The sequence below is a fragment of the Sphingomicrobium sediminis genome (assembly GCF_023805295.1).
GTDB classification, from domain to species: Bacteria; Pseudomonadota; Alphaproteobacteria; order Sphingomonadales; family Sphingomonadaceae; genus Sphingomicrobium; species Sphingomicrobium sediminis.
On the sequence record NZ_JAMSHT010000001.1, the window covers coordinates 1 to 20,349 of the forward strand.

12 protein-coding genes are annotated in these 20,349 nt (G+C 62.3%); 10 read left to right on the forward strand and 2 right to left on the reverse strand.

The window, feature by feature from the left end:
- Nucleotides 1-393 precede the first annotated feature (393 nt).
- The 5 genes from NDO55_RS00005 (at nucleotide 394) to NDO55_RS00025 (ending at nucleotide 7,686) form a co-directional block, all read left to right on the forward strand.
- Nucleotides 394-2,637, forward strand: a complete 2,244-nt coding sequence (locus NDO55_RS00005; RefSeq protein ID WP_252111197.1) for a tetratricopeptide repeat-containing sulfotransferase family protein — start codon at nucleotides 394-396, stop codon at nucleotides 2,635-2,637.
- A gap of 72 nt (nucleotides 2,638-2,709) precedes the next feature.
- Complete coding sequence (gene cysD / locus NDO55_RS00010; protein ID WP_252111199.1) at nucleotides 2,710-3,612, forward strand: sulfate adenylyltransferase subunit CysD; 903 nt, start codon at nucleotides 2,710-2,712, stop codon at nucleotides 3,610-3,612.
- Nucleotides 3,612-5,543 carry a sulfate adenylyltransferase subunit CysN gene (gene cysN / locus NDO55_RS00015; protein WP_252111201.1) on the forward strand — a complete coding sequence of 644 codons (1,932 nt, stop codon included), beginning with the start codon at nucleotides 3,612-3,614 and terminating at the stop codon, nucleotides 5,541-5,543. The genes cysD and cysN overlap by 1 nt, the downstream gene beginning before the upstream one ends.
- Before the next feature lie 38 nt (nucleotides 5,544-5,581).
- Entirely contained in the window at nucleotides 5,582-6,928 is a 1,347-nt protein-coding gene (locus tag NDO55_RS00020) for an alpha/beta hydrolase family protein (RefSeq protein ID WP_252111203.1), read from the forward strand.
- Between the two features lie 32 nt (nucleotides 6,929-6,960).
- Nucleotides 6,961-7,686, forward strand: coding sequence for an energy transducer TonB (locus NDO55_RS00025; RefSeq protein ID WP_252111205.1), 726 nt, complete (start codon nucleotides 6,961-6,963; stop codon nucleotides 7,684-7,686).
- Here the strand turns inward: NDO55_RS00025 and NDO55_RS00030 are convergent.
- Together NDO55_RS00030 and NDO55_RS00035 are read right to left on the reverse strand one after the other, a co-directional pair.
- Nucleotides 7,683-9,197 carry an MFS transporter gene (locus tag NDO55_RS00030; protein WP_252111207.1) on the reverse strand — a complete coding sequence of 505 codons (1,515 nt, stop codon included), beginning with the start codon at nucleotides 9,195-9,197 and terminating at the stop codon, nucleotides 7,683-7,685. The genes NDO55_RS00025 and NDO55_RS00030 overlap by 4 nt on opposite strands.
- 88 nt (nucleotides 9,198-9,285) lie before the next feature.
- On the reverse strand, nucleotides 9,286-10,299 hold the full coding sequence (locus NDO55_RS00035) for a LacI family DNA-binding transcriptional regulator (protein WP_252111209.1): 1,014 nt from the start codon (nucleotides 10,297-10,299) through the stop codon (nucleotides 9,286-9,288).
- Nucleotides 10,300-10,475: 176 nt separating this feature from the next.
- Here NDO55_RS00035 and NDO55_RS00040 point away from each other — a divergent pair, with 176 nt between their 5' ends.
- From NDO55_RS00040 to NDO55_RS00060, 5 genes are all read left to right on the forward strand, one after another.
- Nucleotides 10,476-13,217 (forward strand): TonB-dependent receptor, encoded by a 2,742-nt coding sequence (locus tag NDO55_RS00040; RefSeq protein WP_252111211.1) that lies wholly within the window; start codon nucleotides 10,476-10,478, stop codon nucleotides 13,215-13,217.
- An 80-nt stretch (nucleotides 13,218-13,297) separates the two neighbouring features.
- Nucleotides 13,298-14,803, forward strand: a complete 1,506-nt coding sequence (locus tag NDO55_RS00045) for a tryptophan halogenase family protein (RefSeq protein WP_341869952.1) — start codon at nucleotides 13,298-13,300, stop codon at nucleotides 14,801-14,803.
- Between the two features lie 17 nt (nucleotides 14,804-14,820).
- Entirely contained in the window at nucleotides 14,821-16,635 is a 1,815-nt protein-coding gene (locus tag NDO55_RS00050; RefSeq protein ID WP_425276893.1) for an alpha-amylase family glycosyl hydrolase, read from the forward strand.
- On the forward strand, nucleotides 16,632-18,275 hold the full coding sequence (locus NDO55_RS00055; protein ID WP_252111215.1) for an alpha-amylase family glycosyl hydrolase: 1,644 nt from the start codon (nucleotides 16,632-16,634) through the stop codon (nucleotides 18,273-18,275). The genes NDO55_RS00050 and NDO55_RS00055 overlap by 4 nt, the downstream gene beginning before the upstream one ends.
- 5 nt (nucleotides 18,276-18,280) lie before the next feature.
- Complete coding sequence (locus NDO55_RS00060) at nucleotides 18,281-20,341, forward strand: glycoside hydrolase family 97 protein (protein WP_252111217.1); 2,061 nt, start codon at nucleotides 18,281-18,283, stop codon at nucleotides 20,339-20,341.
- The last annotated feature ends 8 nt before the right edge of the window (nucleotides 20,342-20,349 follow it).

Consider the following 20,349-nt stretch of genomic DNA (forward strand, 5'->3'; position numbering starts at 1 on the left):
CGCTGGTCGGCGTGAGCCTCGGCGGCAAGGCCGGCAAGGTCGACGTCCGCGTCGGCTACCAGGCCCTGTTCAACGGACAGCGCGAAAACCACGCCGGTACCTTCCGTATCCGCCTCCCGCTCGGCGGGAACTAAGGGATCAAGGGGGACGGGTCCTCGGACCCGTCTTCACTTCCCTGCAAATCGGGGCCTGGCATTGCTGGGCCCCTTTTTTGTTGGGTGGCTGGCGATACGGACGTCCCGCCGCGAAGAAATATCTGGTCCGACGCCCTTTTTCGCGCATGGCGTCGGTTGCAACAGAAGCGAAAAGCGCCTTTAGTATCAGGATGCGCATCGGGGGAGGCGCAAGGCCATTCCCCGCCTGAAATATGTATTTCGAGTTGAAAGTGGGAACATGAACAAGACGACGACCAAGTCCAAGAAAGCGCCCGGCTCGAAGGCCGCCGCCGCCAAGGCCGCCGCTGCCAAGCAGGCTGCCGCCAAAAAGCAGGCCGAGGCCGCACCGGTCGAGGATGTCGGCCAGGCGATTGACGGCGCGCAGCAGGGCAAGGTCAATGTCACGCCGCTGAAGGCCGTCGAGATGGCGGGCACGCTCTATGCGCAGGGCAAGCTGGACCAGGCGGAGCGCGTCTGTCGCCAGATCCTCGCCGCGCGTCCCGGCATGGCCGACGCCCATAATATTCTTGGCGTCACGCTCCACGCCGCCGGCAAGCAGGACGGGGGTCTCGAGAGCGTTCGCAAGGCAATCAAGATCCAGCCCAAGGCCGCGACCTTCCACGCCAATCTCGGCGAGCTATTGCGCCAGCGCGGCGAGCTGGACGAGGCCAAGGCCGCGCTTGAAAAATCGATCGAGCTCGATGCCAACAATGCGCAGGCCCACAACAATCTCGGAATCATCGCCTACGACCAGCGCCGCTTCAAGGAAGCGGTGAAGCATTATGGCAAGGCGCTCGAGATCCGGCCGGAGATGGCCGAGGCGCTCAACAACAAGGGCAATGCGCTGCGCATCCTCGGCAAGAATGACGAGGCGATCGAGGCTTATCAGGACGCGCTGACCTATCGGGAAATCTACCCCGAAGCCTACAACAATCTCGGCACGCTGCTGCAGGCCAAGGGCCAGCAGGAAGAAGCCGAGCATGCGATGCGCAAGGCGATCCAGCAGTCGCCGCAATACATCGAGGCGCGCAACAATCTTGCCGGCCTTTATGCAGCGCAGAACAAGGATGTCGACGCGCTGCGTATCCTTTCGGAAACGCTGAAGTTCGCGCCGCAGTCGGTCCCGACCCTGGTGCTGACCGCGCGTATCCAGATGCGTCGCAACGCGCACCAGGCCGCCGAACAGGCGCTGCGCTTCGTGGTGGGCAAGGAGCCCGAACATGTCGAGGCGCTGACCATGCTTGGCCAGCTGCTCCACGAGACCGACCGTTATGACGAGGCGATCGAGGTGCTGGAAAAGGCGCTGAGCATCAATGCCGACCATCCCGAGGCACGCAACTTCTACGGGATCGCGCTGAAGTCGGTCGGCCGTCTCGACGAAGCGCGCGAACATATCTTGGGGGCGCTTGCCAAGAACCCCAACCTTGTCGGGGCCTATGCCAACCTCAACGATCTGGTGAACTTCAAGGAAGAGGACGAACTTTTCCAGAAGATGGACCACATCATGAAAAATGCGAAGAACAAGCAGGCCCCCGGCATGCTTCCGCTGCACTTCGCCTACGGAAAAGCGCTGGCGGATCGCGGCGAGCATGAAAAGGCGCTCGAACATTATATCATCGGCGGCAAGATGAAGCGCGCGCAGCTCGATTATGTCGAGGAAGAGACGCACGGCTTCTTCGACCAGATCCGCGAGGCCTTCCCGGCCGACGTCTTCAAGAACCGCAAGTTCGAGGGGCTGAGCGATGATCGCCTGGTCTTCATCGTCGGCATGCCGCGCTCGGGCTCGACGCTCACCGAGCAGATCATCTCGACCCACAAGGACGTCTATGGCGCGGGCGAGGTGAAATTCTTCTCGCAGTCGCTCGGCCGCCTGCGGGATCGTTTCCCCAGCCTGCCGAAATTCCCGATGATGATGGAGAAGATCACGCCGAAGCAGATGGAGATCCTCGGCAACACCTATCTCAAGCTGATGACGGCCGGGTCGGGCGATGCCAAGCGCGTCACCGACAAGCTGCTGACCAATTTCTTCTTCGTCGGTCTCATCCACCTGCTCTATCCGAATGCGAAGATCATCAACACGCAGCGCGATCCGGTGGATACCTGCCTGTCGGGCTTCACCAAGCTGTTCAAGGACGACATGCCCCACAGCTACGATCTTAATGAGCTGGGCCGCTATTATGCCAAGTACCAGCAGCTCATGGATCACTGGAACAAGGTGTTGCCCAAGGGGGTGCTCCACACCAGCCAGTATGAGAAGGTCGTCGACGATATCGATACCGAGGCCAAGAAGCTCATCGACTTTATCGGGCTCGACTGGGATCCCAACTGCCTCAAATTCTACGAGAGCAAGCGTCCGGTGAAGACCGCTTCGGTCGCGCAGGTTCGCAAGCCCATCTACAAGAGCTCGGTCAAGCGCTGGAAGCGTTATGGCGATGGCCTGCAGCCGCTCGTCGACGCAATCAACGCCAAACCGGCAAGCTGAGGCGAGGGACAGGATCATGCTCGGCGTCACGCAAACGTGCGGCGCCGGGCATCTTGGAATTGAATTGAGACCATGCGTTCGCTGACCCACCTCGAGCGGCTCGAGGCCGAGAGCATCCATATTTTCCGCGAGGTCGTTGCCGAGACGCAGCGACCGGTCCTGCTCTATTCCGTGGGCAAGGACAGCGCGGTCATGTTGCACCTGGCGCGCAAGGCTTTCTATCCCGGGCCCGTGCCCTTTCCCGTCCTGCAAGTGGCGTCAGGGTGGGACTTTGCCGACTTGCTGGCGCATCGCGACCGGACGGTTGCGGAATATGGCCTCGAGCTGATTGTCGCCGAGAACGAACTTGCGGAGCGCGACGGAGTCAATCCGTTCGATACCGGATCGGCCCTCTATTCGCAGGCCATGCTGACCGAACCGCTCAAGAAAGCATTGTCTGAACATGGTTTCGATGCGGCCTTTGGCGGCGGCAGAAGGGACGAGGAAAAGGCGCGTGCCAAGGAACGCATCTTTTCATTCCGTAATGCCAAGCATCGCTGGGATCCCAAGAACCAGCGCCCCGAATTGTGGAACCTCTACAATGCGCGCAAGGCGGAGAAGGAGAGCATCCGGGTATTCCCGCTCAGCAACTGGACCGAGCTCGACATCTGGCAATATATCCAGGCCGAGAAGATCGATATCGTCCCGCTCTACTTCGCCAAGGAGCGACCGACCGTGGAAAGGGACGGTCTCATCCTTGTCGTGGACGACGAGCGGTTCCGGCTCGAGGCGGGCGAGAAGCCGGTGATGCGCAAGGTCCGCTTCCGGACGCTGGGCTGCTATCCCTTGACCGGTGCGAGCCTGAGCGACGCCGACGATTTGAACGGCATCATCCAGGAAATGCTGTTGGCGACGGGATCCGAGCGACAGGGCCGGGCCATCGACAGGGGGCAGTCGGCCTCAATGGAAGAGAAGAAGCAGGAGGGCTATTTCTGATGGCCCGTCCCGGCTCGCGCGAACGCGCACTCATCATCGACGATATTGGCGCCTTTCTCGACCAGCAGCAGAAGAAGGAAATGCTGCGCTTTATCACTTGCGGCAGCGTGGATGACGGCAAGTCGACCCTGATCGGGCGCTTGCTCTACGACAGCCAGCAGATTTTCGAAGACCAGATGGCGAGCCTGGAGGCAGACTCCAAGAAGGTCGGCACGCAAGGCGGGAAGATCGACTTCGCGCTGCTGGTCGACGGGCTTTCGGCCGAACGCGAGCAGGGCATCACCATCGATGTCGCCTATCGTTTCTTCACGACCGACAAGCGCAAGTTCATCGTCGCCGACACGCCGGGGCACGAACAATATACGCGCAATATGGTAACGGGTGCCTCGACCGCGGACCTTGCGGTGCTGCTCGTCGACGCGCGCAAGGGAATTTTGCAGCAAACGAGGCGGCACAGCTATCTCGCCTCGCTCGTCGGCATTCGCCGCTTCGTGCTGGCGGTCAACAAGATGGATCTGGTCAATTACGACCAGGCCGTCTTCGACAAGATCGTCGCCGATTATGCCGAATTTGCCGAGAAGCTCGACGTCGAGGAGTGGACTGCCATTCCCGTGTCGGGCCTCGAAGGCGACAATATCGTCGCGGCCAGCGAGCGGGCGCCCTGGTATGACGGGCCGAGCCTGATCGCGCATCTCGAGAGCGTGCCGGTGGCGAGCGTCGAGAACCAGCAGAAGCCGATGCGGATGCCGGTCCAGTGGGTCAATCGTCCCGACCAGAGCTTCCGCGGTTTTTCGGGACAGATTGCGGCGGGCTGCGTACGCGCAGGCGATCCGGTGCGGGTCATTCCGTCGGGCAAGACGACGACGGTCGAGCGGATCGTCACCATGGGCGGCGATCTCGATGAGGCAGTTGCGGGCCAGTCGGTTACGCTGACCTTCGCCGACGAGGTGGATTGCTCACGCGGGGATGTGATTGCGGCATCGGACGATCCGCCGCAGGCTGCCGACCAGTTCGAGGCGACTATTGTGTGGATGGCCGACGAGGCCTTGCTGCCCGGTCGCGCCTACTTGCTCAAGCTCGGCACGCAGACCGTGTCGGTGACCATCCAGCCGCCGAAATATCAGGTCGACGTCAACACGCTCGATCGGCTCGCGGCCAAGACGCTCGACCTCAATGCGATCGGCGTGTCGGAGATCACCACCGACCGCGATCTCGTGTTCGAGCCCTATGTCGACGAAGCGGGCGGCAGTGCCAACCGGACGCTTGGCGGGTTCATCCTCATCGACAAGATGACCAATGCCACGGTCGGGGCGGGGATGATCAATTTCGCGCTGCGCCGGGCACAAAATATCCATCCGCAGGCGCTCGACATCGATCGCGAGACGCGCGCGCTGCAGATGGGCCAGCGCCCTGCCGTATTGTGGTTCACCGGCCTTTCGGGTGCGGGCAAGTCGACGGTCGCGAACCTTGTCGAGAAAAAGCTCGTTGCGCGTGGGCGGCACACCTTCCTGTTGGACGGCGACAATGTGCGTCATGGGCTCAACAAGGATCTGGGCTTCGAGGATGCCGACCGCATCGAAAATATCCGGCGCATCGGCGAGGTCGCCAGGCTGATGACCGATGCCGGCCTCATCGTGCTCACCGCCTTCATCTCGCCCTTCCGCGCCGAGCGGCAGATGGTCCGCGACATGTGTGATGAAGGGACCTTCATCGAAATCTTCGTCGATACGCCGATCGAAGTCGCCGAACAGCGAGACGTGAAGGGGCTCTACGCCAAGGCCCGCGCGGGCAAGATCAAGAACTTCACCGGCATCGACAGTCCCTACGAGCCGCCGCTCGAACCCGACGTGCAAATCGACACGACGCAGCTTTCTGCCGAGGAAGCGGCCGACGCGGTCGTGGACGCGCTGTTGCGGCGCCTCGAAAACTAGGCTTTGCTCCCTCCTGGTCGTCGTACGGGAGAGTGAGCATGGGTCTTGTCGGTTTCGTGAAGCTGTTTGGCCTGCTCGTCTCCCTCGCGATCGCAACCCCGGCATTGGCTCAGGCGGACGAAGACTTGCTGACCGGTCATTGGCAGGGAGCGCTGATGCGTGACGGTGCCCCACTCCTCGTCGAAATGGAGATTTCGCGCGGCGATGATGGGCTGGTTGCCGAAACGCGGTTTCCCGAATGGCTGACCTACCAGTCGAGCATGGATGCGGTGCGGATCGACGAGCGCGTCATCATCGAAGACTTTTACGGCGACGACGCCGTGCTCGAACTCGACCCCAAATTCGCGCAGATGGTGGGCTCGGTGGGGGATGAGCGCAGGCTTCATCTCAAAAAGGTCGCGCCGCCCGGGCGCTGGCAGACTGAGGCGCGGGAGATCGAGTTGGAGGCTGATGGCCGCGCTCTTAGGGGCAGTCTGGTGTCTCCGATGGGCGAGGGGGTATTTCCCGCCCTGCTGCTTATTCAAGGGCGAGGCTGCACCACGCGCTCACTAGGTACGGCCGAGGCCTTCGCGCGCCAAGGCTATGTCGTCTTGACCATGGATCGTGGCGGGGCAGGGAAAAGCGAGGGCGATTGCGCCACTTCCCGGTTCGAGGGATTGGCGATCGAAAGCAATGCAGCCTTCACCTTTCTTGCCGAACAGGAACAGGTCGACCCCGACCGGGTCGGTCTGGTCGGTACCTCACTAGGCGGTTGGGTGGCGCAAGCTGTCGCTGGCGACCTTGCAGGTGAAGAAACCGCGCCTTCCTTCCTCGTAACCTGGGTCGGCCCCGCAACCTCGATCCTGCAACAGCAATATGAAAGTGCGGACACATTTGCCGCGATGGCCGACCTGGATGAGGAGCGCACCACGCTGGTGCGCCGGTCGGTGACGCTGGCTGCGAACGGCGGGGACGATGCGTTCGCCGAATTGGCGGCCATTTACGCGCAGGCGAACGAGGAGGGCTGGAAGGACAGCCTTTACGCCCCCGACGACCTACCCGAAACGGCCGCCGATGGCCCGGGCATCTTCCTCCAGCGTTATCGCTACGACCCTGCCGAGGATGCCGAGGCTCTCGGCGACATTGCCTATCTCGCCATGTTCGGCGAAGTCGATCCCATCGTCCCGCTGGCCAGCAACCGCGCTGCCTTCAAGGCACTGACTGCGGGGAATGACCGCGCCCGCATCTATGTCGTAACGGGACAGGGTCATGGGCTCGAGCACGGGGACCAGATGGTCGAGCTGCCCTCTGGGGCCACCTATTTCAAGCATGATACGGTCGAGCCGCGCTACATGATCGAGACGCTGCGTTTCCTCGACGATATGGGTTTTGCCGGTCCGCGTTGAACGAAGGTCGCACGGCCCGCGTTAGCAGTCACATGTATCGGGAAGAGCGAAATCCGTGGCGCAAGGTTGGCGTACTCGGCGTGATTGTCGCGCTGCACGGCGTCGGCATCGCCGGGCTGATCCTCGCCAAGGGGCCGGTGTTCGAGGAAGTACCGGAGTCGGTGGTCGAGACGTTCGATGTCGTGATCGAACCGCCGCCGCCAATCGAGGACATCGACGATCCCGACCAGGCCACACCGCGCGAAGAAGGCGAGGCCTCGGCGCGCAATGTCGAGCAGACGGCATCCGAAGTGCAATCGACCGAAAGCCCTGTCCCGCCGGTTCGCGAACCGCCCCGCGCCGCGCCGCGCCCCAATGACGGTAATGCGACCGACCAGGGTGCCTCCGACCGCGATGAAGGCGGTACCGGGTCAGGCGGCGTCGGCGAAGGCACCGGTTCGGGTCGTGGCGGCGACGGATTGGGTGGCGGTGGGGGTACCAAGCCCCAGCTCGTCACCCGAACGCAGGTCGTAGTGGCCGACTTCCCGCGCGAATTGCGGCGGCAGTGGGAAGACGGGACCGTCGCGATCTACAACGTGACGGTGAATGTCGATGGATCGACATCGAATTGCTCGGTCGGCCGGTCGAGCGGCATTCCCGAATTCGATGCCGAGGCATGCCGCCTGATCGAACGCAAGGTGCGATGGCAGCCGGCGCGCAATGCGGTCGGCGAACCAATTTCCTATCGCTACGGCTACCAGATCAGCGCGCGCCGCTAGGCCGGTTCGCGGATCCGCAGCATGGACAGCGCGGCCGCAGCCATCACGCCCGCCGCGAACAGCATTGTCCAGATGGGCTCGGTCGGGAAAAATTCCTTGAGCACGGTGCCCATCAACGTCGCGACGATGAGCTGCGGCACGACGATGAAGACGTTGAACAGACCCATATAGATGCCGAGTTTCCGCTGCGGCAGGCTGCTGGCGAGGATGGCGTAAGGCATGGCGAGGATCGAGGCCCAGGCGATGCCGACGCCGATCTCCGACAGATAGAGCATCTCGCGGTCGGTGAAGACGAGGAAGGACAGATAGCCCGCGGCGCCGCAAAGCAGGCCGACCATATGGGTCTTCACCTTGCCGATCCGCTTGGCGAGCCAAGGCAGTAGGACAAGCGCGGCAACGGCTGCGACGCCATTATAGACGGCGAAGAGGTTGCCGACGAAATTGCCCGCATCCTGGAAGGCGGCGCTGGAACTGTCGGTAGTGTTGTAGAATTTCTGCGCGACGACGGGGGTCGTGTAGATCCACATGATGAAAAGCGCCGACCAGCTGAAGAACTGCGCAAGCGCGAGCTTTTTCATAAGGTCGGGCATGCCGGAAAAGTCGCCGACGATCTGGCTCAGCATGTTCGATTTCTCGCCCTTTTTGGCGAGATTGATGGCGATGATCGAGGCGACGCCGTAGGCGGCAAGCAGCGCGGCGAGTAGGTAGACTTCCTTCTCGAACCCGAAATTCATGACGAGCAGCGCAACGAGCGCTCCCGCACCAATCCACCCCAAGGCGGTGGCCTGGTTCTTGGAGGCGAGCGCGCGGATGGTGGCGCCGGTTGCTTCGCTATCTCCATGCTCGCGGTTGAACACGGCCATCTGCTCGGGGTCATATTCCTTGGTCGAGACGACGGTCCACATCACCGCGAGGAAGAGCGCCGCACCGCCGAACCAGAAGCTGTAGCGAACCGTGTCGGGAATGCTGCCCTCGGGCGCGACATTGCTGACGCCCCAGGCGTCCAGCAGCGTCGGGAAGAGCGAGCCGACGACCGCGCCGACGCCGATGAAGGCGGTTTGTACGGCATAGCCGGCCGTATGTTGGTCCTTGTTGAGCATGTCCCCGACAAAGGCGCGGAACGGCTCCATCGAGACGTTCAGGCTGGCATCGAGCACCCAGAGCAACACCGCTGCGGCGAGGAGTACGGGCGCCAATGGCATAAGAAGGAGCGACAGGGCAGCGAGGAACGCGCCGGCGACAAAATAGGGCCGACGGCGACCGAAGCGCCCGAGCCAGGTCCGGTCGGACATGTAGCCGATGATCGGCTGCACCAGGAGGCCGGTCAGCGGCGCGGCGACCCAGAGCGCCGGAAGGTCGTCGAGCGAGGAGCCCAATGTCTGGAAGATGCGGCTCATATTCGCATTTTGCAGCGCGAAGCCGATCTGGATGCCGAAGAAACCGAAACTGATATTGACGAGACCACGCCAGTCCTGGCGCGGCTTCTCCGTCAGAAGCGCCGTGTCACTCATGTACCTCTCCCCTTTGACGAGGAAGCTTACAGCGTGACGAATGGATGACAACGCAGTCCGGGCGGCCTGCATACCTATACATGAAGGCTCAGGAGGAGCCGCGCACCTTGAGTTCGACTGGCAGCAGAACACTTTCAGGGGCCGCGTCCTGGATCTTGGCGATCAGCGTGTCGACCAACGTCTCGGCGGCGCGGCGTGTGTCCTGCACGACGCTGGTGAGGGCCGGTTCGCTCATGCGCGCGGCGATCGTGTCGTCGAAACCGACCACGGACACATCGTCCGGGATTTTGAGGCCGCGTTCGGAAAGCAGCTTCATCGCGCCGATAGCGATGATGTCGGCGGCGCAAAAGATGGCATCGAACTCGACGCCTGAGTCAAGCAATCTCTCGCATGCATTGCGCCCGCTTTCGGCGGTCGCGATGGCGTCCTCGGCCGCAACGACCTCGTGACCTTCTTCTCCGAGCGCGCGCGAGAGGCCGAGATAGCGTTCGAGAAATTCCGGGGCGGTCTCATCACTGAGTCCGAGAAAGGCGACCTTGCTGCGACCACGGTCGAGCAGATGCTTGCCGACCAGATAACCGCCCTGGCCATTGTCCGAACCGACAGTGGTGCCGATCTGCCCGGCTTCCGCAGCGCCCCAGCGCACGAAATGCGTGCCCTGCTGGACGAGTTGCTCGAGCCGTGGGCGGGCTTCCAGATAGTCGCCATAGCCGAGCAGCATGATGCCGTCGGCCTTGTGGCTGTCCTCATAATCGACGTGCCAGTCTTCGGAGAGCTGCTGGATCGAGATGAGGAGGTCGTAGCCCCGCGCCGAGGCGGCACGGGCGATCCCGCCAAGCATCGACAGGTAGAAGGGATTGATCAGCGTATCGTCGGGCGTCGGGTCCTCGAAGAAGAGCAATGCCAGTGTGTCCGACGTGCGCTTGCGCAGTCCGCTGGCATATTTGTCGACGGTGTAATTGAGCTTCTCGGCCGCCTCGACGACCTTGCGGCGAGTTTCCTCGGAAACCGACTTGTTGCCCGAAAGCGCACGCGAAACAGTAGGTTGGGACACGCCGGCCAAAGCGGCGATATCGAAACTGGTCGGTCGTCGGCCGGTCATTCAAAAGCCCCAAAAACCGTTGCACCCAAGACACGATGTGGCCTTGCATACCTATGCTAAGCACCCTGCATACGTATGTATAGCGACTTTTGTCCGACATCCCGACAGCCTTGTAATCGATCCGTCATGCGCGAGAGCGCGGGGCGGGCAGGAGAGAAATTCAGGGGACAAAATCCATGAAGAAATTGGGGACTACGACGCGTCTCGTCGCGACGAGCAGCTTCATTGCGCTCGGCATGGCCACGGCCGCGCCGGCTTTCGCGCAGGATGCGGGCCAGGACGAAGACGAACAGGCAACTGCCAATCCGAACGATCCGGATGATGAAGGCGAAGGCATTATCATTCGCGGCTTCCGCGCCGCGCTCGAAAGCGCTGTCGACACTAAGCGCAACGAAGAGCTGATCGTCGAATCGGTCACCGCCGAAGATATCGGCAAGCTGCCCGACGCCTCGATCGGTGAATCGATCGCCCGCCTGCCGGGTATCACCTCGCAGCGCCTCAACGGCCGCGCTAACGTCATCTCGATCCGCGGCATCGGCCCGGACTTCTCGCAGACCACGCTGAATGGCCGCGAGCAGACCACGACGGGCGACACCCGCGCCGTCGAGTTCGACCAATATCCTTCGGAAATCGTCAGCCAGGTCGTCGTCTTCAAATCGCCCTCGGCCAACCTCGTCGGCCAAGGCCTTATCGGTACCATCGACATCCGCACGATCCGCCCGCTCGATTATGGTGAGCAGGTCCTCGCCGTCGGTGGCCGTGTTTCCTATGCCGATTTGGGTTCGCTCAATGCGGGTTCGACCGACACCGGCTATCGCGCCAACGCGACCTATGTCGACCAGTTTGCAGACGACCTGATCGGCGTCGCGCTGGCGGCATCCTATGTCGACGAGCCCTACCAAAACCAAGAATTCAACGCCTGGGGCTATGCCGGCGGCGGCACGGCGGACAGCCCGCGTGTCATCGGCGGTTCGAAGAGCTTCGTGACCTCGACCCAGCTCAAGCGCTTCGGCGTCATGGGCACGGTGCAAGCGCGCGCCAACAATGACGTGATGCTGACCCTCGACGGCTTCTACACGAAATTCGACGACGACCAGTCCAAGCGCGGCATCGAGCTTCCGCTCGGCTTTGGCGCGTTCGGCACCGGCACGACCATCGGCAACGTCTCGGACGGTTTTGCCGACAGCGGTACCTTTACCAACGTGCGCGGCGTCATCCGTAACGACGTCTTCCAGCGCGAAGCCGATCTCTACAGCTTCGGCTTCAACGTCGACTGGGATCCGGGCACGGGCTGGAAAGGCTTCCTCGACCTCTCTCACTCGCGCACCGAGCGCAACGAACTGTCGATCGAAAGCTATGCCGGTACCGGCTTCAACGGTGACGATACTGGCGACGGCGCCTCGGTAGACATCGGCTTCCAGTCGGGCGAGACGGGCACCGTTTTCAGCCCCAATTTCGACTATTCGGATCCGAACCAGATCTTCCTCACCGACCCGCTCGGCTGGGGTGGCGGCACCGTGCCGCAGGCCGGTTATTACAATAACCGCATCGTGGTCGACGACTTGGAGCAGTATCGCGCCGAACTCGAGCGCGAGTTCGACAACAGCTTCATCCGTTCGGTCCAGTTGGGTGTGAACATCACCGACCGCGTGAAGACGCTGACGCCGGATGAATCTCTGGTCCGCCTGCCTGATGGCGAAACGGCGATCCCGATCCCGTCCAGCTATATCGAAGGCTCGACCGACCTTACCTATCTCGGTCTCGGCCCGATCCTGAGCTACGATCCGCGTGGCCTCATCGAGGATGGTGTCTACGTCCTTGAAGCCAACAATGTGCAGGACGTCCTCCAGAAGGCCTTCAAGGTCAACGAGGCGATCTACACCGGCTACCTGATGGCCAATATCGACAGCACGATCGGTGCGGGCGACCTTACCGGTAATATCGGTATCCAGGTCGTCAATTCGGACCAGTCGTCTAGCGGCCAGGCCTTCCCCAACGGGGTGCCGACGCCGGTCACCGCAGGCGACAATTACTGGCACTACCTGCCGAGCATGAACCTGTCCTACCGCATGCCGAGCGACACGATCATTCGTCTTGCGGTGCGCAAGGAAATGCAGCGTCCGCGTCTCGACGACATGCGCGTCGCGATCGGTTACGGCATCGACGTGTCGAGTGGTACGCCGGTCATTTCGGGCGGCGGCGGTAATCCGCGCCTGCGTCCGTATGAAGCCAACTCGATCGACTTCAACGTCGAGCAATATTTCGGTGACGGTGCCGGCTATGTCGCGCTGCAGCTCTACTACAAGGACATCCAGGAGTTCATCCAGGGTCGTCGTGAGCTGTTCGACTATACCGGCTTCCCGCTGCCTGAAAATGCGATCCAGCCGCCGAGCCTGATCGGCTTCCTCGATGCCCCGACCAATGTCGAAGGCGGCGAACTTTATGGTGCCGAAATTGCGGCGACCATTCCGTTCGACATCTTCACCCCGGTCCTGTCGGGCTTTGGTGTCACCGGCGGTGTCGGCTACACCAAGACCGAGATCGTCGACGGTGACAATGTCGGTTCGATCCCCGGCTATTCGGAATGGGTCGCCAACGGCACGGTCTTCTTCGAGCAGGGTGGCTTCAACGCCCGCGCCAGCGCGCGCTATCGTTCGAGCTTCCTTGGCGATTTCGTGGGCTTCGGCGGTTCGCCGACGCGCCGCCTGGCGCTGGGCGAAACGATCGTCGATGCGCAGATCGGGTATGATTTCCCCGAAAACAGCGCATTGGGCGGCCTGTCTCTCTACCTTCAGGGTCAGAACCTGACGGACGAGCGCTTCGCCTCGATCGCCGTGTCGGAAGACCCGCGCACTGTTGTCGACTATCAAATTTATGGGCGCCGTTTCCTGGCCGGCTTCACCTATAAGTTCCAATAGTCGATAGAAGGCCGCGGGTCCGGGTGTCCCCTGACGCCCGTACCCGCGGCCTATTTTCTTCAAGAGGGAGGCGGCTCTAGGTGGCAGGCGCTGCGCCTATCCAGATCGTGATCGCCGGCGGTGGAACGGCCGGATGGATGGCTGCAGCCGCATTGCAGCGCTTCATCGGACCTGCCGCCCGCGTGACACTCGTCGAATCCGACGCCATCGGCACGGTCGGTGTCGGCGAGGCCACGATCCCGCAAATCCGCAATTTCAACGGCTTCCTGGGCTTCGACGAGGCCGAGTTCCTTCGCGAAACCAAGGGCTCGATCAAGCTCGGCATCGAATTTGTCGGCTGGCACGATCCCGGCACGGCCTACATGCACGCTTTCGGCATTTCGGGACGCGCCTTCGGGATCGCCCCGTTCCGCCATGCTTATGTCCGCGCCAAGTCCGAGGGCTATCCGCGCGATTTCGGCGCCTTCAGCTTCAACGAGACCGCTGCCCGCGCCGGCAAATATCATCCGGAGGCCGGTGGCGGCGCCATTCCGGGCCTCGTTCATGCCTATCATTTCGATGCCGGGCTCTATGCCGCCTTCCTGCGGCGCTTTGCCGAGGGGCTGGGCGTCGAGCGTGTCGAGGGCACCATCAAGACGGTCGACCGCAACGGCGAAAGCGGCGATGTCACTGCGATCGAGCTTGAGGCAGGGCGCCGCATCGAGGGCGATCTCTTCATCGATTGCACCGGCTTCCGCTCGCTGCTGCTCGGCCGCGCGCTGGGCGTCGGGTATGAGGACTGGACCCGCTGGCTGCCTTGCGACCGGGCCGTTGCCGTGCCCTGCGCACGCAGCGAGGCCTTCCGCCCCTATACCCAGTCGATCGCGCGCAAAGCCGGCTGGCAATGGCGCATCCCGCTGCAGCACCGCACCGGTAACGGACATGTCTTTTCGTCCGACCATCTATCCGAAGACGAAGCGACGCAAATGCTGCTCGACAATCTCGACGGCGAGGCGCTGGACGAACCGCGTACCATCAAGTTCAAGACGGGGCGCCGCGGGGCTGCCTGGTCGCACAATGTCGTCGCGCTCGGCCTTTCGGCCGGCTTCATGGAGCCGCTGGAATCGACGTCGATCCATCTCATCCAGTCGGGCATCCAGCGCTTGCTCGACTTCTTCCCGTCGCGGCGCGGCGATGCGGAGGCGTCGCGTCGGCAATATAATGCGCTGACCGATTTCGAATGGGCGCGGATCCGCGACTTCCTGATCGGTCACTACAAGTTAAATGCGCGCGAGGGCGACCCCTTCTGGGACGCCTGCCGCGACATGACCATTCCCGATACGCTCGCCGAAAAGATCGCGCTGTTCGAGGAAACCGGCGCGATCCACCGCGAGCATGAGGAATTGTTCACCGAAGAAGGCTGGCAGCAATTGCTGCTGGGGCAGGGGGTAATGCCGCAAAGCTGGCATCCCGCCGTCGATGCGGTCCCGCATCGCGACCTGCACGGACTGCTCGACACGATTGCCGGCGCGTTCGATGCGCGCGCGGCCAAGTTGCCGGGCCATGACGAATATATCGCCTCGTTGGGCGGAAGGGAGGCTGCGTAATGTTCAACCGATTGATGATGGTGCTCTCGCTCGGCACCGCGACGGCCTGCCATGCCGCGCCTGCGCCCGAGACCGCATCGCGTGCCGCCCCCGCGGCGACCGCCACTTATCTCGACCGACTGCCGCAGGAAGAAGTCGTCTATTTCGTCCTGCCCGACCGGTTCGAAAATGGCGATCCGTCGAATGATACCGGGGGGCTCAGCGGTGGTCCGCTCGATCATGGCTTCGACCCCACCCACAAAGGTTTTTACAACGGCGGCGATCTCAAGGGCCTGACGGAACGGCTCGATTATCTCGAGGAGATGGGGATAACCGCCATCTGGTTCGCGCCTATTTTCAAGAACAAGCCGGTGCAGGGCCCCCCGGGCCTCGAAAGCGCGGGGTATCACGGATATTGGGTGACGGACTTCACCTCGATCGACCCGCATTTCGGGACCAATGAGGAATTCAAGGCCTTCGTCGAGGCAGCGCATGCGCGCGGGATGAAGGTCTACATGGACATCATCACCAACCACACGGCCGACGTCATCAAGTACAGCAATGGCGGCGACTATAGCTATCGCAGCCTCGCCGATTATCCCTATTCGACCCGCGGCGATGCAAACGGTCCGCGGATAAACGAGGGCTTTCTCGGCGACACTGTTCGCACGGCCGAGAATTTCGACAAGCTGACCGACCCCAATTACGCTTATGATGTGATGATCCCGGAGGCCGAGCAGGGCATCAAGGTGCCGGGCTGGCTCAACGACCCCATTTACTATCACAATCGGGGCGACACGACGTTCGAGGGCGAGAATTCGCTCTATGGCGATTTCGTCGGGCTCGACGACTTATTCACCGAGCATCCGCGCGTCGTCGACGGCATGATCGAGATTTTCGGCGACTGGATAGAGGATTATCGCGTCGATGGTTTCCGTATCGATACGGCGCGGCATGTGAACAATGAATTCTGGCAGCAATTCCTGCCCGCCATGGAGGCGCGTGCCGAAGCAGCCGGCATCCCTAATTTCCATGTATTTGGCGAGGTCTTCGTAGAGAAGCCCGATGCCGGGTATCTCGCACGCTATACGCATATGGCGGATTTCCCGGCCCTGCTCGATTTCGCCTTTGCCGCGGCCGCGCTGGAGACGATCGGCAAGGGCGAGGGCACGGATGTGTGGGCACGTCTTTTCGAGGACGATGTCCTGTATGAGGGCGGCTACGACACGGCGATTACGTTGCCGACATTCCTCGGTAATCACGATCTCGGCCGCTTCTCTGGGATGGTGAAGGCCGCCAATCCGGACATTTCAAACGACGAATTGCTGGCGCGCACGCGGCTGGCCCATGCTATGCTGATGACGTTGCGCGGTTCGCCGGTCATTTATTCCGGCGACGAGCAGGGGTTCGTGTCGGACGGCAATGACCAGCTGGCCCGGGAAACGTTATTTCCGAGCCGGGTCGAGGTGTACAATGACAATGACCTGATGGGCACCGACGCAACGACCGCCGAGGCCAATTTTGACCAGCAGCACCCGCTTTATGTCGAGCTCCGCAACCTTGCCGCGATCCGAAAAGCCAATGCCGCTCTAAGCAAGGGCCGGCAGGTGACGCGCGGATACGGGACCGAGCCGGGCCTGTTTGCCGCTTCGCGCATCGATCCGGTCAGCGGGACGGAGATCCTGCTTCTATTCAACACGTCGGGTGAGGCCATTCGCGGCAATGTGCTGGTCGATGTCGCGAGCACGGAGTTTCGCGCGCTTTCCGGCAATTGTGCGACCAATGTCACTGCGCCCGGCAGCCTGGCTTACGAACTGGCACCCTTCGATTATGCGATTTGCGAGGCACAATGAGCCTGACCGACCTCATCAAGCGAAACGAGAGCGCGCCGCGCGAGGGCGTCGATGACGGCCAGCCCTGGTGGAAGGGCGCGGTAATCTACCAGATCTATCCGCGCAGCTTCGCGGATTCCAACGATGACGGGATCGGCGACCTTCCCGGTATCACGCAGCGGCTCGACCATGTCGCGCGACTGGGCGCGGACGCGATCTGGATCAGCCCATTTTTCACCTCGCCCATGCTCGATTTCGGCTATGACGTGGCTGAATTCCGCAATGTCGATCCGATCTTCGGGACACTCGAGGATTTCGACGCGCTGGTCGAGAAAGCGCATGGCCTTGGTATCAAGGTCATCATCGACCAGGTCTGGTCGCACAGCTCGGACCAGCATCGCTGGTTCGAGGAAAGCCGCCAAAGCCGGAACAATCCGAAGGCCGACTGGTATGTCTGGGCCGATCCCAAGCCCGATGGCACGCCGCCCAATAATTGGCAGAGCATCTTTGGTGGTCCGGCCTGGACGTGGGACAGCCGCCGCGGCCAATATTATTTCCACAATTTCCTGAAACAGCAGCCCGACCTCAACCTGCATAGCGAGGCGGTGCGCGACGAGATCATCGCGGTGGCGCGTTTCTGGCTGGAGCGGGGCGTCGACGGCTTTCGCATCGATGCGGTGACGCACATGTTCCACGATGCCGCGCTTACCGACAATCCGCCGGCCAAGAACCCCGACAAGTTCAAGGCGCGCAGCCACGACTTCCAGGACAATATCTACAACCAGGCGGGGCCGGGCACCTTCCGCTTCGTGCATCGCCTGCGCGAACTGATGGACGAATATGGCGCCATATTCTCGGTCGCCGAAATCGGCGGCGAGGACACGCACGAATTCCAGCACAAGCTGACCGAGGGCGAGGAAAAGCTGAACAGCGTCTATGGCTTCGACTTCCTTTACGCGCAACAATTGACGCCCCAGGTCGTGTGCGATGCACTCGGGCGCTGGCCGGGTTCGGATGGCGAAGGCTGGCCGACCTGGGCGTTCGAAAATCATGATGCGCCGCGCGCTGTGTCGCGCTGGACCACGCCCGAACATGCCGAAGCATTCAACCGCATGAAGCTGATGCTGTTCAGCGCGCTGCGCGGCAATATCATCATCTACCAGGGCGAGGAGCTCGGCCTGACGCAGGTCGATATCCCCTACGAGCGACTGCAGGACCCCGAGGCGATCGCCAATTGGCCGAAGACGCTGTCGCGCGACGGCGTGCGCACGCCCATTCCGTGGGAAAAAGATGCGACGCAGGCCGGCTTTTCGGGCGTCGAGCCCTGGCTTCCGATCGGTCCCGACCATCCTGCCATGGCGGTCGACCAGCAGGAGGGCAAGCGCGGCTCGCTGCTCGAATGGACCAAGAAGGTGATTGCGCTGCGCAAGGACCATCCCGCCATTCGCCATGGCGAGATGAGCGAATGCCATGCTCAGGACAGCATCATCTGCTTCACCCGCAGCGCGCACGGCGAGAAGCTGCTCTGCGCCTTCAATACTGGTGAGGGGGAGGCCGCCTTCTCCCTGCCCGAGGGTGCGACCCCCGTGCTCGAATGCGGTGAAGTCGGAGCCGACCGATTGGGCCCGTTCGCCGCCATCATTGCCAGCCTCCCGGAGTAGGAATTATGCGCTTCACGATCCTTGCCGCCAGCATGCTGTTGGCCACCCCCGCGCTTGCCCAGGAGAGCGTCTCGTCGCCCGATGGCAGCATCGTGGTCACGGTCGACGTCAATGGCGAGGGGCGCCCCAATTATCGCGTCGAGATGGATGGTGCGCCGGTGCTGAGCCAGAGCGCTCTGGGCTTGCTGCTGACCGATCAGGACAAGCTCGAGCGGCGTTTGGCGATTACTGGCAGCGAGCGGGCCAGCCATGACGAGACCTGGGAGCAGCCCTGGGGCGAGCGTCGCTTCGTGCGCGACCACCATAACGAGCTTACCGTCCGCTTCACCGAGGAAAGCGATGATGCGCGCAAGTTCGCCGTCACCTTCCGCGTCTTCGATGACGGGGTCGGGTTCCGCTACGAGTTCGACGATACCAGCCTGGGCGAGACGCTGCGCGTCGCCGACGAGCTGACCGAATTCAATTTTGCCGAGGATGGCACGGCCTGGTGGATCCCGGCGGGCGAGTGGAATCGCTACGAATATCTCTATCAGGAAACCCCGATTTCCGCCGTTTCCTTTGTCCATACGCCGTTTACGGTGCGGATGGAGAATGGCACCCATGTCGCGATCCACGAGGCCCAGCTGGTCGACTATGCGGGCATGTGGGTGAAGCGCACGACGGGCACAAACTTCCGCGCCACGCTCGCGCCGACCGGCAGCACTGCCGCCCGCGCCGTGCGCGACCTGCCCTTCGCGACGCCGTGGCGCACACTGCGCATCAGCCGCGATGCCGGCGGGCTTTACGAGAGCGACATCGACCTGAACTTGAACGATCCCAACAGAATCGCCGACATTGGCGACTGGTTCACGCCGCACAAATATGTCGGCATCTGGTGGAGCCTGCACCTCAACGAGGAAAGCTGGGGCGCCAATCTGGGCTCCGCATCGGACGGCAGCTTCACCACCGCCCCGCATGGCGCGACCACTGAAAACACGAAACGCTACATCGACTTTGCCGCCGAGAACGGGTTCGACGGCGTGCTGGTCGAGGGGTGGAATATCGGCTGGGACGGCAACTGGTTCTTCAACGGGTCGCTGTTCAGCTTCACCGAGGCCTATGACGATTACGACTTTGAGGAAATCGCGCGCTACGCCGCCGAGAAAGGCGTGCCGATCGTTGGGCACCATGAAACGTCGGGCGATGTCGGCAATTATGAAAGCCAGCTGGAGGATGGTTTCGACCTGATGGCGGCGCGCGGCGTCAAGGCGATCAAGTCGGGCTATGTCACCGATGCCTGCAACCTTCGCTACTTCCACGAGGATGGCCGCGAGACGCGCGAATGCACTGAGAGCCAGGTGATGCAGCGCCACCACCTCAGGGTCGTCGAAGAAGCAGCCAAGCGGCAAATCGTCATGAACCCGCACGAGCCGGTCAAGGATACGGGTCTTCGCCGGACCTATCCCAACTGGGTCAGCCGCGAGGGGGCGCGGGGCATGGAGTTCAATGCCTGGGGCGATCCGCCCAACGGCCCCGATCATGTGCCGACGATGGTCTTCACGCGTATGCTGTCGGGCCCGATGGACTATACGCCGGGCATCGTCAGCCTCGAGGGACGCGGCCAGCCGTTGCAGATGACGCAGGCGCGCAACCTTGCCGAGTACATCCTCGTCTATTCGCCCATCCAGATGGTCGCGGATCTGCCCGAACATTATGCGGAGCATGAAGATGCGTTCGAATTCATCCGCACGGTCGCGGTGGACTGGGACGAGAGCCACGTGCTCGAAGGCGAGGTCGGCGACTATGTCGTGATGGCGCGCAAGGACCGCAATTCGGCAGACTGGTATGTCGCAGGCGGCACCGACGAGGATGAGCGAACCGTCACGGTCTCGCTCGGCTTTCTCGATCCCGAAATGACCTATATCGCGCATGGCTGGGTCGACGGCGCGGACGCGCATTATGAGGGCGAGACGCGATTCTCGATGGATCGCTGGACCATGCGGTTGAACCCCGGGGATCGCGAGATAGTGCTGCGCATGGCGCCGGGCGGCGGTTTCGCGGTTCGCATCGAGCCGCTCCTGCGCTAGTCACCGGG

What these genes read in the sequence shown, in the direction of transcription:
- NDO55_RS00050 (WP_425276893.1), top strand. Translation starts at nt 14,821, where the DNA reads ATGGTGCTCTCGCTCGGCACCGCGACGGCCTGCCATGCCGCGCCTGCG.
- cysN (WP_252111201.1), top strand. Translation starts at nt 3,612, where the DNA reads ATGGCCCGTCCCGGCTCGCGCGAACGCGCACTCATCATCGACGATATT.
- NDO55_RS00005 (WP_252111197.1), top strand. Translation starts at nt 394, where the DNA reads ATGAACAAGACGACGACCAAGTCCAAGAAAGCGCCCGGCTCGAAGGCC.
- NDO55_RS00025 (WP_252111205.1), top strand. Translation starts at nt 6,961, where the DNA reads ATGTATCGGGAAGAGCGAAATCCGTGGCGCAAGGTTGGCGTACTCGGC.
- NDO55_RS00020 (WP_252111203.1), top strand. Translation starts at nt 5,582, where the DNA reads ATGGGTCTTGTCGGTTTCGTGAAGCTGTTTGGCCTGCTCGTCTCCCTC.
- NDO55_RS00040 (WP_252111211.1), top strand. Translation starts at nt 10,476, where the DNA reads ATGAAGAAATTGGGGACTACGACGCGTCTCGTCGCGACGAGCAGCTTC.
- NDO55_RS00030 (WP_252111207.1), bottom strand. Translation starts at nt 9,197, where the DNA reads ATGAGTGACACGGCGCTTCTGACGGAGAAGCCGCGCCAGGACTGGCGT.
- NDO55_RS00060 (WP_252111217.1), top strand. Translation starts at nt 18,281, where the DNA reads ATGCGCTTCACGATCCTTGCCGCCAGCATGCTGTTGGCCACCCCCGCG.
- NDO55_RS00055 (WP_252111215.1), top strand. Translation starts at nt 16,632, where the DNA reads ATGAGCCTGACCGACCTCATCAAGCGAAACGAGAGCGCGCCGCGCGAG.
- cysD (WP_252111199.1), top strand. Translation starts at nt 2,710, where the DNA reads ATGCGTTCGCTGACCCACCTCGAGCGGCTCGAGGCCGAGAGCATCCAT.
- NDO55_RS00035 (WP_252111209.1), bottom strand. Translation starts at nt 10,299, where the DNA reads ATGACCGGCCGACGACCGACCAGTTTCGATATCGCCGCTTTGGCCGGC.